The organism is Pseudoalteromonas sp. TAB23 (assembly GCF_000498075.1).
Lineage (GTDB): Bacteria > Pseudomonadota > Gammaproteobacteria > Enterobacterales > Alteromonadaceae > Pseudoalteromonas > Pseudoalteromonas arctica.
Genome location: NZ_AUTP01000121.1, coordinates 25,174 through 41,448, shown reverse-complemented (window position 1 = coordinate 41,448; position 16,275 = coordinate 25,174). Strand labels below are relative to the sequence as shown.

Here is a 16,275-nt window from a genome sequence, read left to right as displayed (position 1 = left end):
AAAAGGAACAGCGTATGTCTTCGATGACACTGAATAAATTAGTTGAAAAATTGAGTCCTGATTGTAGAAAAAGTCTAGAAGCGGCTGTTGCAATTTGTAATAGCAGAAGTCATTTTACAGTTGAATTAGAGCATTGGTTGCTTGCTATGATTGAACAAAAACTTGATGACGTTAGGCTTATATTTGGATCATTCGATATAGATATCGACAAAGTTCAACAAGATCTGAATCACTCACTAGAGTCTTTAAAAACCGGCAGTGAATCTTCACCTAGTTTATCAGTTCACGTGACTAGCTTATTAAAGCAATCATGGTTGAGCACAAGTATTGAATTTACTGACAATCAAATCCGTAGTGCGTACGTTATTTATACACTAACTAAAGATGATACGCTCTCTAGTTTAGTAACTCGTTGTAGTAAGCTTTTTAATAAAATAGAACCAGGGCAGTTATTACATGCTTGGCCTGAAATTGTCGCCCAGTCAGAAGAGCGAAATCAATCGGTCCAAGGTGCAACAACGCAAACAAGTTTAAATTCTAAAACGCCGAGTCTAGATCAATTTACTGTCGATTTAACAGCGCAAGCACTCGCTGGCAAAATAGACCCTATCCTTGGGCGAGACTTTGAAATTCGCCAGATGGTCGATATTTTAACAAGACGCCGTCAAAATAATCCAATACTTACAGGTGAAGCGGGTGTTGGTAAAACAGCTGTTGTAGAAGGTTTGGCACTTAGAATCGCTCAAAAAGATGTGCCAGCTGTGCTTCAGAATGTAAAAATTCATAGCCTCGACTTAGCTTTATTACAAGCTGGTGCAGGTATGAAAGGCGAGTTTGAAAACCGCTTAAAATCTTTAATTAATGAAGTTAAAAACGCAGTTGACCCAGTGATTTTGTTTATTGATGAAGCGCATACCATGATTGGTAGTGGTGGTGCGGCTGGTCAAAACGACGCGGCTAACTTATTAAAGCCAGCTTTAGCGCGTGGCGAATTACGAACAATTGCAGCTACAACATGGGCTGAATATAAAAAGTTTTTTGAAAAGGATGCCGCGTTAACGCGTCGCTTCCAAGTTGTTAAGGTTGAAGAGCCAACACCAGAAAAAGCGGTAGCAATGTTGCGTGGGCTAGTTCCAGTAATGGAGCGTCACCATAAAGTATTTATTTCTGAGCAAGCACTAGAGAGTGCCGTTCACTTATCGCATCGCTATATAACAGCAAGGCAGTTACCAGATAAAGCAGTCGCTTTGCTTGATACAGCCTGTGCACGTGTTGCAATGAGTCAAGCATCTACGCCAAGTACGATTGAACAACTAGTTAACCGTTTGAGCGAGATAGAAACTCAAGTGTTGATGTTAAAGCGTGAACAGAAAACAGGATTAGATCACTCAGAACAGCTAGACTTTTTAAAAGTAGAGTTAGTGGATATTGAGAAGCAACTACAGCCGCTAAATGAGCAGTTTATCGTAGAAAAAGAAATTGTTACCGAATTAAATAAAGCGCTTGAGTCTATTAATTCTCAAAGTGACGACTCATCAACTGAAATGCTAGAAAAATTAAAGGAGAGTAAACAGAAGCTAGCTTCTTTTGAGCACAATATGGTGCATTGGCAGGTTGATGAAGAGTTAATTGCACAAGTAATTTCGGATTGGACAGGTATACCTGTAGGTAAAATGCATGAAGATGAAATTCATGGCATTTTAAATCTAGCAAATCAAATGAAGCAGCGTGTAGTAGGGCAAGATCATGCACTGGACTTAATTGCTAAGGTTGTACAAACGTCTCGTGCTCAATTAGCTGATGAAAGCCGTCCAAACGGTATATTTATGCTTGCCGGACCTAGTGGTGTCGGTAAAACTGAAACAGCACTTTCACTAGCTCAAGAAGTTTATGGAAGCGAAGATAACGTAACAATTATTAACATGTCGGAGTTTAAAGAAGAGCATAAAGTTTCTTTATTACTTGGCTCGCCTCCAGGTTACGTAGGTTATGGTGAAGGCGGGATTTTAACCGAAGCCGTAAGAAGGAAACCTTATAGTGTTGTACTTCTAGATGAAATGGAAAAAGCACATCCTGGCGTTCAAGATATTTTTTACCAAGTGTTTGATAAAGGTACAATAAAAGATGGTGAAGGCCGAGACATCGATTTTAAAAACACAATAATTATTATGACCTCGAACGTGGGTACCGATACCACTATGAGCCTATTTGAAGATGAAGAAAGTAAGCCAAGTATTAAAGGTTTATTAAAAGCATTACAAGATGACTTGTTAGGATCATTTAAACCTGCATTTTTAGGGCGAATAAACGTAATACCTTACATCCCATTAAGTGATGATATTCTGACACAAATTGCTGCTCTTCAAATAAATAAAATAATTAAGCGTGTTAAAAAGCATTATGATGCAGAGCTTACTTATAAAGATGACGTGATTGAGTATATTATTGCTAACTGTCACAATGCAGGTTCTGGTGCACGTAATATACATACTATATTGCAAAATAAAGTATTGCCTTTATTATCAGAAGTATTGTTATCGAGTGTTGTAGAAGGTAATAAAGTTAATAGTATATCGTTATTAGTTAAAGATAATGAATTTGAAGTTGAGCTAAATTAAAGTTTATTAAAATATAACCAAGTTATAGGTTGTTTCTTTAGTTTTAGGGCATTATAATTTTGTCGTCTTAGGTAACTACATGGAATTTTTGAGACATTGTCTTCATCTAGGGAAAGGAGTTCTGAAGACCTTTTCATTGCTGTTTTAAAGATAATGATTTCAAAGGAATTTTGGGAAACCAAAGTAAATAATCCAGTATTAATGGATAACATTGTTTAATTAAAAGGAGCATTATCAAATGCAAGCAAATACATATTTAAAATACGGTTCAATCAAAGGCGAAACTACAGCTGAGTCATTCAAAGATTTAATCACAGTATTATCTCTTGATTGGAATATTAGCCGTGAAATTAGCTCAGCGACTGGTACAGCAATGGACCGTGAATCTAGCTCAACTCGTTTAGGCGACGTAACAATTACTAAACTTCAAGATAAAGCATCTCCGGATCTTTTCAAAGAAGCTACAATTGGTAAGGGTTTACCTGCTATTTTCCATATCACTAAACAAGGTGATAAAGTTGAAGAAATCATGAAAATCGAACTAACAGATGCAATGATTTCTAGCTACTCTGTATCAGTACAGAACGATCGTCCAATCGAAACAATCACTATCAGCTACACAGAAATGATGATGACTGTTACTCCTACAGACGACAAAAATAACATTACTGCTCCACTTGTATACGGTTACAGCGGTGTTAAAGGTCAACAAATGTAATATTTGTTGCCTAATAGTAGCTCTGGGCATTGCTCAGAGCTTTTTTTGATCTTTAGGACAGGAAAAGCAAGGAATGCAAAAAGCAACACAAGACAAAAACGTAATTCAAATTAGCACCCCTGCTGGTAAAGATGCCCTCTATTTAACTCGTTTTGTTGCCCAAGAGGCAATGTCAGATCTATTTGTAATGTCTGCCAATATGTACACTATTGGAAAGCAAATAGCGCATGAAGATTTAGTTGGTAAACCTGTATCTATTAAAGTAAGAAATGCAGAAGGCAGTGGTGAGCGTTATTATCACGGTATTGTTAGTCATTTGGTTTCAAATGGTAGTCGTACAGCTGATGTTGACGAGCAAAAAAATTATATAGATTATCAAGCGACTATTGTTCCTTTCGCAGCGTCTATGCGAAATCGTAAAAATAGCCGCATTTTTCAAAAGAAAACAATTAAAGATATTTTTGCTGACTTATTTGGCCAACATAACGTTGCCTTTTCAGATAAAACGAGCAAAACCTACCCTAAATATGAATATTGTGTTCAATATCAAGAATCTGATTTTGATTTTATTCAACGCTTACTTCAGCACGAAGGTATTTTTTACTTTTTTGATCACACAAAAAGTAACCATACATTAGTTTTAGCTGACGATATTACAGCTTACGAAGTGTGTGGCGAGGCGAAAGTAGTTTATTCAACAGGTCACCTTAGTGAATCGCATGTGTCGCGCTGGCAAGGTGGTTTAAGCATAGCGCCAGGCAGCTTTAAACGTGTAGGTTATGACTTTAAACAGCCATCAAGATATCCTGACGGCGAACAAGCAAACCCTGAATTGCCAACTCAATCAGTATCTGAAATATTTGAATACACTGGTGAATCTGAATGCCACCCTCGTGCAGCAAGTATGGCGTCGGTGCAATTGGAATCGCTTCAAAGAGATATGAAGTTATCTAGTGGTAAAAGCGATTGTCGTTCATTTACCGTTGGTAAACTATTTGCTTTTAAAAAGCATGAAGACCCAAGGCTTGAAGGTAAAACATTTGTTATTACGTCAATGATGACATCAATAACAGTACCAAATCAGTCTGGCGCCCAACAAGGCTCCGCAGAAGAAGTTTACTCAAATCACTTTGAATGTGTACCAAAAGAAATACCTTACAGAGCACAAATTAATAAGAAAAAGCCTGTAATAAATGGTGTGCAAACTGCAATAGTAACCGGTGATAGCGCCGACGAAATAATGATAGATCAATTTGGCCGTGTAAAAGTTCAATTTGATTGGGACAGAGAAGGTAAAAAAGATTCAAAGAGTTCATGTTGGATTCGAGTATCACAAAACTGGGCCGGGAAAAAATGGGGCGCATTTTTCTTTCCCCGAGTAGGTCAAGAAGTATTAGTTGATTTTATAAATGGTGATCCAGATCAGCCTATTATTAGTGGTGCAATTTATAACGCTGATTTAATGCCTCCATATGCATTGCCTGCAGAGAAAACGCAAAGCGGTATTAAAACGCGTTCAACTAAAGAAGGTGGCGCAGATAACTTTAACGAGCTTCGGTTTGAAGACAAAAAAGGCAGTGAGCTTGTATATATACAGGCCGAAAAAGATAAACAGCTTTATGTCAAAAATGATCAAAATGACAAAACCGATCACGATCATAATATTGAAATAGGTAATGACCGTAAAGCAGAAATTGCTAATAATGATAGTCTAAAAGTAGCTAAAAACCGTCTTGCTGATATTGGTGAAGGCGATACGTTAAAAGTAGGCAAAACTTTAAATATAGAAGCAGGCGACGAAATTGTTATTAAAACAGGCTCAGCACAAATTAAAATGAGTAGCAGTGGCAATATAACTATCGAAGGCACTAATATAGACATTAAAGGTAGTAATATAAAAGTTGATGGCAGTGCTATTACTTTATCTGCTGGTGTAATTAAATTAAATTAGTGTAATTATGGAAATAATAAGTAGTTTTCAAAGTGGTCTTAGGAATGGCATAAATAACAACGGGCACGTTGTATACTGTCGTTATGGCTTGCCTCATTTAATATGTTTACCAATTAACAAGCCAAATGATCCATTGCTAAATCCTGCATTAAATCATTTAAAGGCGATGGATGGCTATTACGCTCAACAGTTTTTTATATACTTGCATACATCATTAAACAGTGAAAATGTTACTTCAGTATTATATCAATATGCAATGCAAAGTATGGTGGCGCTTTCAGATTATACTAAGAGTGAATTAATTGAAGAGTTATCGCTTTTAGTAAAACAAAGTAAATTATTAATCATCCCATTATACGAATAGCATTAATCAAATATAACTAGACAAGGAGTCTAAATGGGTAAGCCCGCAGCTACAATTGGTCACATGCATGTGTGTCCTAAAACAACAGGTACTGTGCCTCATGTTGGCGGCCCTATTGTTTTAGGCTCGACCAATGTATTGATAGGAAGTATGCCAGCAGCGCGTAAAGGCGATATGATGGTATGTATAGGGCCACCTGACAGTATTAAAACAGGCTCTGGCTCAGTTAAAATTAATGGTAAACCAGCAGCAAGAATGGGAGATGATAGCTCTCATGGCGGAAAAATTGTTGTTGGAAATCCTACCGTTTTGATCGGTGGCTAATTTGCTGTTTAACTATATAAGTAATCACCAAGATCAATTACTCATTATTAGTAATGCTCAACTTTGTCCGTTTACTTCTGTAGGGTATGTTAAATCGTTAAAAAAAAGGCTGTTAGAATCATCTTGGTTAAAGGCTAAACGTAATAATTTAAGCCATGAATTTATAATACCGACTTTAGAGCAGCTTATTGACTTTGTTCAAGACGGCTACAGTGAAAATGTTATTGCGCAAGGTTGTGTTGAAATAATGGCAAACCTACCGAAAAACGTAAATATTAATTTTATCAATGGCTTACTTGATGAACCAAAATTAAGCGTATTAGCAAAATCTACCATATGTAAGGTTTTACTTCAGCAACATAGCCTTAATTTAATACCTCTAATTGATATAACTATTTTACTTTTAGCGCACACCCCCAAAGCTAAAGTATCAAAACAGGCACTCGATTCTATAAAGAATATTTTAGTTGTAACCAGTAAATCTGATACAAAAAAACTAATCGATATTTTTGATAACCTTAACCAATGTGAGCTTGTTAACTCACCGTTAATGTCACTTTTTTTATTATCTCTTAGTTCTGAACAAGTTAACGCCGTCAGTAATCATGCAAGCAATATGTTATGTGTAGATGGCACTTTACAAGTGCTACTGCAAAGTGGTTTTGTAAAATTTATACTGCTTGCTAATACAGCTTTGCATACAGTAGAAAAGCCAGAGCAAATAGTTGTGCTAATGAAACGTACTTTAGGTGAAAAGTTAGACTTACTTGTAAAATTTGAAATACAAATGCAAGCTTGTAGCGGTGATCTACAAGCATTCACAGCTTTTCAGCAACAATTGCAGCTTAACTGGCCAGCTTACGAAAATGAATTATCTTCAAAAAGGTTACTCGCTGGTAAAGCATTGAATGAACATTTAAATGCGATACAAATGTCTGCTATGGATTCATACAGCCAAGCAGTTTTTAACTTATACACATATAATCAATATGTTAAAGCTAAAAGAGTAAACGTTGGAGCACCGGTATGAACGCTTTTAGTTTAATGCTTGATTACTTTTCGTTTCCAACAGCTCAAAGTGTTGACGATTTATTATATGGTGACGAAACAAGTAGCTTGAGTGAAGTTAATTGGCAATCTTGGGAAGTGTGTATTTACGATTGTATCGTTAAATCAAAAGAGTTGATGGGCCAAGTAAAAAATTTAAATGCCCCCTTAATTTGGCTTTTACCTGCGTTGTCGTATCAGAGTGAGCTTAAACAGGTGCTCCAAAGCAGTTTACAGCAATTATATCCAGAGCATGCTCAACACTTTTTGTTTTATGGTGCGTCTAGTGTGCACTTTGCTGTTGGTTTGGCTAAAAAAAATGAATGGGTAAAAGTGAATGTAATTGCGATAGATACAATCTATAAAGCGAATAAGCAAGGGCAATATAGTTACCAGGGTATTGGTGGAGCAGTTACAACCCTTGAACAGCAAACAACAGGTTGGTCGCAAATAAGCAATGAAATAGTGCCCTCGGTAGACTTTATTAAACATAATCAATTAAATGGTATGTTTACTCGGTTAGCTGATCAAAGCCAGCAGCTCATTGATATTATCTTCGCCCCAGGAAACGGTGTTAACCCAGAAAGTGAAGTATGGTTAAACGAGTTACAATTGCTCAGTAATTTAATTAATGATCATACACAATATGAGCTACCTTGCTACAAACTAGGTCAAATAGGTGCACTTGAAGGGTTAGTGGTATTGTATCAATTAACAACCAGCCCCACTATCGAAAGTCATTGCAAAAATGCATTGATAATTTCGCAAGAACAAGCAAAGCACCAAGGGGCTGCATCATACTTATGGATAAGTGAGGAAGTACACAACTAATGCAAAGTAATCCAGTTGTTTTACAAGGAACAAGTTACTCAATTTGCCTGACTGCTGGTGCTGCAAAGGCGCCTTCAGGTTATGAAGCTGTTGTAACTAATAATACAGTAAGTGCAAGTAATTTAGTCGATCAGATAAGTGAAACGCTTACAAACGATCCCTCTAAACGTCTTGATGCTATTAAATTACTTATAAGTATAGGTGCTGATGCAACAAAAGCTGACGGACAACGTAAAACTGCTAATTCACTTATAGTCGCGATTGCTGCTGGTTCTATCAAATGTTTCCGTGAAAAAGTTAAGTCTTCAATTCAAGTTAATGATAACACTAACAGTGGGGCTGGAAATAAAAAATCAAACAATAAAAATAACGCTACAGCCTCAGGTAAAAATGCCTCTCAAGCGCCCGCTAAAAATACTGGTGGTGCAAGTAATAGCACAGCAAGTGAAGAATCAATTACAAATCAAGAGTGCCGCTCAGATCCGGTTTCGATGCTGTCGGGCGAAGAAATCCTCCCGCTTATCGACTTTACCCTAGCAGGCAGTCGCCAATTAGCGTGGCGACGTTTGTATCGCTCATCTCATGCTGATGTGTGCACAACAATGGGTAATGGATGGCGCCACGATTTTATGGCAAGCCTTAGTGAGCATTACTTGCCGCCGCCAAAAGTGGGCCCTAAGCAAAAAGGGACTTACTGGTTAGAGTACCAAGACGAGCATGGTGCTAAACATAAATTTGAAAAGGTAAAACCTGGCCAATCGAGCTATCAGTTAAGTAGTAACCTTGCGCTACATTACCAAACAAATGGTAAGCAAGTACTTGTAACGCCAGACGATCAACACCTTACCTTTAAACCTGGCGAAAGCGCATGGTTGCTTGAAAAAATAATTAACGAAAAAGGCCAAAGCATCGCGTTTTATTACGATGCAAAAGAGCGCCTACACCGTATAGAAGTAAACAAAGTACGTGGCTGTATTATTAGCTACAACGCGCAAGGTTTATTAAGCAAAATAGCAGCGTACCACACTGACAAAAATAACAAACAGCAAATACTTTCGCCATTGCTTGCAAGCTACGAGTATGATGAAAACAAAAACCTTGTTCAGTCAACTAATCAGCAAAACGAAACTGAGCGCTACGCCTACAACGCCGCTAATTTATTAACAAAGCGTACCCGAGCCAGTGGCTTTAGCCATCATTTTGAGTGGGATAGCTATTCACCGAGTGCTAAATGTATAAAGCAGTGGGGCGATAACAACACCTATACTTACCAGTTTGAATATAACTCAGGGGCTGGTGAAACAACCTGTATAGACTCTCGCGGCCACAAAGAGCACTTTGTACATAACGCACAAGGTAAACTGGTAAAACACACCGACCCTAATGGCAATGTGTGGCAATATACATACAATACGCAAGGCCAAAAGCTCAGTGAAATAAAGCCCGATAACAGCACAACGCGCTATAGCTACACACCTTATGGCCAATTAGAAACACTAACGCAGCCAGATGGTAGCCAAACCCATTTTGCCTACAACCAACTTGGGCAACGTGTATTAACTACCTTACCTGATGGCCAAACCATTACGCGTAAATACAGTGTGGCTGGCTTATTACAAAGCGAAACCTTTGGCGATGGCCGCACTACGTTATACAGCTACGATAAGCTCGGCCAGTTAACCCAGCATATAAATAAAAACGGCCAAATCACTAAGTTTATTTGGAACGAGCAAGGCGAGCTGTTAGCCAAACACCACAACGATGAGCTAATACGTTACAGCTACGACAGCCTAGGCCGCGTAAATGCCACACTTAATAACGCAGGCTTACTCACTCAATATAAATACAATGAGCACGGCCAGCTTACACAAACAATTGCCTTTGATGAAAAAGAGCCTGAAAATAAACAGTATCAATACTTTAGCTACGACGAAGCAGGGCGATTAATTAGCTCGCAAAACAGCAAAGGCGATACCACAGAGCAACACTTTGAAGGGCTAAGCCAACCGCATTGTGTTATTCAGCCCGATGGCAGCGCACTGCATTTAACATACGACAAAGAGCGAAACTTAACAGCCATTGAGCGAAGCGATGGCCACGTATACCGTATAAGTTACGACGCTAACGAAAACCCAACACAAATAACCGGGTTTGATGGCACGCTACAGCAATATAAATACGATGCCTGTAACCGCTTAGCCTCAGTAACACAAAGCAACAAACGCCACGTAAAAATAGAGCGCGATAGTCTTGGCCGTGTAACTGCACAGCATGCAAGCCTTGCAAGCGACTCAAGTATTGTTAATAACGCCAATTATTACCGCTACACAAAGCAAGGTAAAATAGCGCGTGCACATAATGCGCAATCAACACTTAAGCAGCAGTTTGATAAAGGCGGGCGATTATTGTGTGCTGAGCAAGTACATAATCAGCAACAAGCGCATACCTTAAAATACAGCTACGACGAATACGGTAGAAGGCAAACCCTGACACTGCCAGATTCAACCACCCTTAAATACAGCTACAACCAGTTTGGCCAGCTAAGCGGTATTAACTTATTGCAAACCAACAGCAAAGAGGTTGAGCTCGCAAAGCCGCTTGTAACATTAAGCTACGACAGCCAAGGTAATATTAAAACCCAGCAGTTTGGAAACAGTATTACCCTTACTCAACAGTTTGATGTATTTAACCGTTTAACGCAGCAGCAGCTTACACATCCAGCGCAAGCATTATTTGATACTTGTACGTACAACTACGACAGCGTAAACCAGCTAATTGCCCGTAAAAACGAAGGCGTAAGCAGCCAAAACATCAATTTTGAATACAACAGCCTCGGACAGTTAATACAACAAACTTTAGCAAGCTCACGTGCTGATACAACTACGCATTATAAGTGGGATAGCTTTGGTAACCCGCAAAGCCAGGCTGTTCAATCAAACACAAGCGATGCAGACACTAGCGGTACAGAAGCTAGCGATACAGCTAACGGCAACCAAGTTGCAAAACATAAGGCTGCCGATGATGAGCATACAGCCAGCTCTACTTTTGATTTAACACACGCCACGCATAGCGAATACAGCGAGTTAGCGCCAAATAGTAGTGAAAGTAGTAGTGAAAATATTAGCAACGCTGACTCAGTAATAAACAATGAAGGCACTAACAACACCATAATAAACAGTGCCACCGAGGCCGACCGCCTAACACAATTTGGCGACAGCGACTTTTACTACGACGAGTTTGGTAATCAAATACGCGAAACCGGCAAAGGCATAAAAACCCGCCGTGAATACAACGCGTTTAATCAGCTAAGTTGCTTTAATAACAACGGTACGCTTACTCAATACGATTACGACCCATTAGGTCGCCGAATTGCCAAGCACACCGAGCAGGGCAAAATTGACTACATTTGGGATAACGACCAGTTAATCGGCGAATGCCAGCACGGTGCATATACTTGGTATATCAACCTGCCAAATCAATTTCATCCAGTAGCACTGATTAAAAAAGGTGAGGTGTATTACTACCACCTAGACCAACTTAATACCCCACGTTTTGTTACCAACAACAAAGCAGAAGTCGTGTGGGAAAACCAAGCCGATGTGTATGGTTATGAAGAGCTAAAAGCCGAGTCTAACTTTGATAAAGAAAACACCTTCACTCAGCCAATCCGCTTTCAGGGGCAATATTTAGACGAGGAAAGCGGCTTGCATTACAACCGTTATCGCTACTACAGCCCCAAACAACAGCGCTTTATAAATCAGGATCCGATTGGTTTAGTGGGTGGTATAAACCACTATCAATATGCGCCAAATCCTGTTAACTGGGTGGACCCGTTTGGGTTGAGTTGTAAGGAAGGGACTGCCACAATTATAAAAATTGGGCATGGTAAAAACATGCATTTTGCGATTCAAGTTAAAACAAAATTCGATACCACTAAAACTCATCAGCATGGTGGCATTGAAGAGGATGGCACAAGAACTAATACACTTATCATCGGTTTCGATGAGGAAGACTTTGCAGGGCAATCGATTGAAAAAACGACTATTAGATTACCAAATGCTTTAGCAGCAAGTGACTTACAAAGGCAGCTACTTAGAGAAGGCGACATGGCGCTCGATAGAGCTGATTGGAATCCAGAGAATTTGGACACACCATTATATGATCCTGTTAATCAAAGTTGTTTAACGCATGTATTTGATGTGTTGAAAGCTGGAGGTATTGAGAACGTTCCTGATAACTCTGACATTGAAGATCGAAAAGTTCTGTTATTTACAAAAAAACTAATGAAAGGGAAAATTGGACCACCTGAAAAAAAGGTGCCTGAAAAAACAACACTTGAAAAGCATGTAGAAGCAGTTGCTGATTATAAAAAGCGTTACGAAGATCGACTGGCTGAATCGATAGATAAAGGTGATTCTAAGAGAAGGCAAGGTGCTTTTAAAGCCAAGATTACAGAGGCTAAAGGTGAACTCGGTGCTTCCATGTATATGGAAAAAGAGTTTTCAGACCCTCCACCTCCAGCAAAAATGGAAATGGGCTTTGGACCAGGTCCAGGAGTCGATCAGGTCTGGGCTAAACGAGACGAAAACAACAAAGTCATTGAGTACTTTGTTGTTGAAGCTAAAGGCCCTGGTGCTAAATTGTTAACTGGTGCAAAAAAAGGCGACCAGATGACGAATAAATGGGTTAAAAATAGCTTGAAATCGATGAGTAAATCTAAAAAATACGAAGGTAAGAATAAATTAGGTAAAGATCTTTTGAAAGCTATAAAACTAAAGAAACCAAAAGTTACCAAACTAGTTATTGAAGCTGAAGAGGTCGACGGTAGAATTGTTGGCGGTGTATCACAGTCTCTTCCTAAGGAAAAAAAGAATGTTAAAACTTAATAATTATGATTTCGAATTTGAAGAACTTTTTGAAGATTCACCTATGGTAATAGAGGTCAGGCTTGCTGATATTAACGATCCGTTAGCTTCTCAAGAAGATAAAGAAGAAGCAGCACAAATACTTTCTGAAGAGTACCAAGAGTTGGCATATGCACACTACGTTTTAGAAGATTATGAAGAAGCTAAGTGTTATTTAAAAAAAGCAGCGCCATTCGCGTATTTAACAGGCTTTGATCCTGAATTAAAAGGACACAACAATGAGTGGACAATTCAAGGTGAGTTAAATGTTGCTTTGTTGTTTGGTGATGAATCAATAATAAGCAAATTACGTGAACATGCAGATGGCTTTACAACCAGCAGCGTGACTAAGAAAGCTATTTTTTTATATGATCATCTATTAATTAAAATAGGCACAGGTCAAGTACTGCCGGAAGAAGAAATTGAAAATGCGCTTACTGAGGCTAAATCAACTAAAGATAAAGATGTACAACAATACATTGTTCCTCTTATTGAGGCCATTAAAGGTCTTACCATTGGCGATGATTTATTATGGCAATCAAGCATTGACAAAGTCATTGCGTGGCACGTTGATGAGTGTAAATACGGTGACTTCAAAGAAGATGGAAATGCGGTCATGTCATTAAATGCGCTTAGTATGGCTAAATTGGGTAAAGATATGCATGGCTGGCAGTGTAAAACTGATTCACTTTATTTACCATTATATTTAATTAATGATTAAATCTGTCACCACTAATTTTAAGAGGTAATGATGAGTAGTGTAATTAATCTTTTTATTGTTGATGAAGATGTTTATCCCACAACACTGAATTTAAGTGATGAGCAAAAATACCAAGAGTTGTTAGATATAACCCAAGATGAAGCTACTAGATGGCAATCTATAGAGCTCAATATGCGTGGTTTTATTCCGGCCATTGAGTTACTTGATGCCGTAGTAGGTGGCCAAGGGTTGTTGCCAGTTTGTACATTTAACTATTTCCCTCATCAATTAATCGGGCCGGATGCTAACATAAGTGGTTCTTTTGGCTTTTTTTCAAGTGAGATGGTGCAAGACCTATTTCCTTTGCTAAAAAAGTATTTTGAGGTTGATATAGATAATAGTGAAAGTAAAGGCCTCGTAGATGATGTTGAGCATAGGGCTGGTGAGCTCGACCCGCAAGCTTATGAAATAGTTCGCGACCGCTACTTTGTCACGTTTAGAGATGCCGCAGAGCAGAATAAATCTATCGTAGTATTGATAGAAGAGTAAAACATTCAATCGATTTTAAAAGATGCTTTAATATTTTGCTTAGATGAAAACGGAGAAATAATGCCTACAAAAGAAGAGATAAATAAATTTATTACAGCACAAAAGGTGTGTAGTCATTTAGCAAAAAGCATGGCAAGCAAAAGGAAGATAAAGCCAATTCCATATGCAATCGATTTTCTCGATGATAGCTATGATTTAACTTGGTACTGCGATGAATGTGTTAAAAAGTATCACCTACCAGAAAGCGGTATCTTTTTATACCACTTTCCGGAAGATGATGAAGAGATAACTGATTACGTTAAAAAGCTAGGTGATTTGAAAAGCCTTGAATTTCAAGTAAGTAAATTGAAAGGGTTTAAAGTGTCAGAGAATTATGACAATTCACCTTTTGCAGATTTTAGTAGGGATGAGGCTAAAAAACCGTTGCTGTTTAGTCAAATGTTATTTGATTCGTTATCGGAATTAAATGACGAAAAAGTAGAGCGCATGGTTGAGAATGCCTTAAAGGTGCCATTTGGTACAGAGATTGACGTAATCGATTAATTTAATAATATATCTCTTATCTAGGCGTTCTAATTATTTATTATGATGTGTATAAACACGACCCACTTAACACTCCAAAACGTTGCTTCTTTTACGCTAAAAAACAACCCCAGCAAGCAATTTAAAGAAAAATGGGGTGATGACTACGTAAGTCGCGCAATGCATTTATGGCGTGGAATTAAGGAATGTTATTTAAAAAGTGAAGTTTGTAATTTCACTGCACAAGAGCTTTTATTTGCAATGAGTTATGAATATGCAGTTGCTCCTTACAGCTCTAAGAATAATAACGCTATTGCATTTTATAGATGGTGTTTTGAAAATTTAAATGAAAAACAAGGATAGGTAATGAATAAAATAAACACGGATGTAAATTATAAAACAATGGCTGGNTTAGTGATGCTTGGTGAATCTAGCCATAACCCAGCTATTTATAAATTTGAGGCTATTAAAGCACTTAGACAATTGAAAGCTTTTGGGTTTACTCACTTTGCAATCGAAATGCTACCAAGATCCATGCAGGAGAAAATAGATTTTTATCAACGCACTGGTAAAGGCTTTAATGTTATTCAGCAATATTTTAATGATAACTGGAGTTGGGGCTACGGCGTACCAAATAGTTATGGTGAACTAGTTAAAGCGGCTAGAGAGTTAGGATTAAAAATTATTGCTTTGGATTTAACTTTAGATGAAATGGATTTGATTGACGCTTCATGTAGTTACAATAATTCAGTCGCAGGAAATTGTTTTAATAGCCATACGATAAGAAATATGGTTTGGACACAAAATATTAGTAATATTTTAAATACGTCTAAGCAGAATAAAATTATTGCTTTTATGCATAGGTGGCATGCTGTGAGTTCTACTAATTATCAAGAAGGCCTAGACACACTGATAAAAGCGCAAGGTATTTTAAAAATTAAATTTATCGATTTTATTGGTGGGTCAGTTTGTTACTCACAAACTGATTGCAAGGGTTACTCTGATGAAAAAGAAGCGCTTAAGCAAAAGTACTTTTACCGAGAGGGCTTCCCGTTTAAATCAGCAGTGACAACTTATCAGGTTCACTTACCTGAAAATTCAGCTCATATGAAAGGGCTATAACGGTGAAAACAATAGCTACTTTTCTTTTTACTACCGTAATATGTTTTGGTGCGATGGCAGGAACTCTTTTTCCTAACCTTGATATTAATGATCCTAACTTATCGCAAGATAAAGTCATGCGCCAATGTCAAAAAAGCTTAATGCATGCACCTCAAGAGCTTGATGCTTGGTGTGATAAAGCTTATAAAATGGGAAATTGGCAAGCTCTAGAATTGGTAGGCCTTCATACAGGTGATGGAAGTCGCTATATTGCTGAGGCAAAAAAGCATGCTGCAGAAGGCGATCCTGATGGTATTTTAGCTTTAGCGTATGTATATAGTACTGGACGTTTTGTTACTAAAGACCTAAAACAGTCTATAGACCTTTATAATCGTTACCTAGCTGATAATAGTAATAAAGCTAAAGAAAAAATGAGAGTGCAAAGAACTCATAAAGATCTTTATTTAATTTACACTGAGCTAGGCGACTTAGAAAAGGCTGCTGAACATAAACGCTTTTTAGATGAAAGTAACTATGAAAAAATCAGAAAAGAAATGTTTGAAAAGCAACTTAAGGATTCGGGAATTTCTTTAGATAATTAAGAAATGAGCATTTACTTAAACTATTTATAATTAGTACAAACCAT

14 protein-coding genes are annotated in these 16,275 nt (G+C 37.9%); all 14 read left to right on the top strand.

The annotated features are described in order from the left end of the window. The first annotated feature begins 14 nt into the window (after window positions 1-14). Entirely contained in the window at window positions 15-2,618 is a 2,604-nt protein-coding gene (tssH, locus tag L654_RS0104020; RefSeq protein ID WP_024607339.1) for a type VI secretion system ATPase TssH, read from the top strand. A 238-nt stretch (window positions 2,619-2,856) separates the two neighbouring features. Then, window positions 2,857-3,336: a type VI secretion system tube protein Hcp gene (locus L654_RS0104015; protein ID WP_024607338.1), complete on the top strand. Its 480-nt coding sequence runs from the start codon at window positions 2,857-2,859 to the stop codon at window positions 3,334-3,336. Between the two features lie 73 nt (window positions 3,337-3,409). After that, window positions 3,410-5,287 carry a type VI secretion system tip protein TssI/VgrG gene (tssI, locus tag L654_RS0104010; protein WP_024607337.1) on the top strand — a complete coding sequence of 626 codons (1,878 nt, stop codon included), beginning with the start codon at window positions 3,410-3,412 and terminating at the stop codon, window positions 5,285-5,287. A gap of 7 nt (window positions 5,288-5,294) precedes the next feature. Continuing rightward, window positions 5,295-5,651: a hypothetical protein gene (locus tag L654_RS0104005; protein WP_024607336.1), complete on the top strand. Its 357-nt coding sequence runs from the start codon at window positions 5,295-5,297 to the stop codon at window positions 5,649-5,651. Window positions 5,652-5,684: 33 nt separating this feature from the next. Then, window positions 5,685-5,975 carry a PAAR domain-containing protein gene (locus L654_RS0104000; RefSeq protein ID WP_024607335.1) on the top strand — a complete coding sequence of 97 codons (291 nt, stop codon included), beginning with the start codon at window positions 5,685-5,687 and terminating at the stop codon, window positions 5,973-5,975. 1 nt (window position 5,976) lies between these two features. Beyond that, window positions 5,977-7,005, top strand: a complete 1,029-nt coding sequence (locus L654_RS0103995) for a hypothetical protein (protein WP_024607334.1) — start codon at window positions 5,977-5,979, stop codon at window positions 7,003-7,005. Continuing rightward, window positions 7,002-7,853, top strand: coding sequence for a hypothetical protein (locus L654_RS0103990; RefSeq protein WP_024607333.1), 852 nt, complete (start codon window positions 7,002-7,004; stop codon window positions 7,851-7,853). Before L654_RS0103995 ends, L654_RS0103990 begins: the two co-directional genes overlap by 4 nt. Next, window positions 7,853-12,739, top strand: a complete 4,887-nt coding sequence (locus L654_RS0103985; protein ID WP_024607332.1) for an RHS repeat-associated core domain-containing protein — start codon at window positions 7,853-7,855, stop codon at window positions 12,737-12,739. Before L654_RS0103990 ends, L654_RS0103985 begins: the two co-directional genes overlap by 1 nt. Then, on the top strand, window positions 12,726-13,478 hold the full coding sequence (locus L654_RS0103980) for a hypothetical protein (protein ID WP_024607331.1): 753 nt from the start codon (window positions 12,726-12,728) through the stop codon (window positions 13,476-13,478). Before L654_RS0103985 ends, L654_RS0103980 begins: the two co-directional genes overlap by 14 nt. Window positions 13,479-13,505: 27 nt before the next feature. Further along, the gene (locus tag L654_RS0103975) at window positions 13,506-14,006 is read left to right on the top strand and encodes a hypothetical protein (RefSeq protein WP_225305706.1); all 501 of its coding nucleotides are present in this window, start codon (window positions 13,506-13,508) and stop codon (window positions 14,004-14,006) included. 60 nt (window positions 14,007-14,066) lie between these two features. Then, window positions 14,067-14,549 carry a hypothetical protein gene (locus L654_RS0103970; protein ID WP_024607329.1) on the top strand — a complete coding sequence of 161 codons (483 nt, stop codon included), beginning with the start codon at window positions 14,067-14,069 and terminating at the stop codon, window positions 14,547-14,549. Between the two features lie 159 nt (window positions 14,550-14,708). Next, a complete protein-coding gene (locus L654_RS1000000128115) occupies window positions 14,709-14,891 on the top strand; it encodes a hypothetical protein (RefSeq protein WP_225305705.1) in 183 nt (60 codons plus the stop codon). Between the two features lie 3 nt (window positions 14,892-14,894). After that, window positions 14,895-15,650, top strand: a complete 756-nt coding sequence (locus L654_RS0103960; protein WP_024607327.1) for a ChaN family lipoprotein — start codon at window positions 14,895-14,897, stop codon at window positions 15,648-15,650. A gap of 2 nt (window positions 15,651-15,652) precedes the next feature. Continuing rightward, complete coding sequence (locus L654_RS0103955; protein WP_024607326.1) at window positions 15,653-16,231, top strand: sel1 repeat family protein; 579 nt, start codon at window positions 15,653-15,655, stop codon at window positions 16,229-16,231. Window positions 16,232-16,275 lie beyond the last annotated feature (44 nt).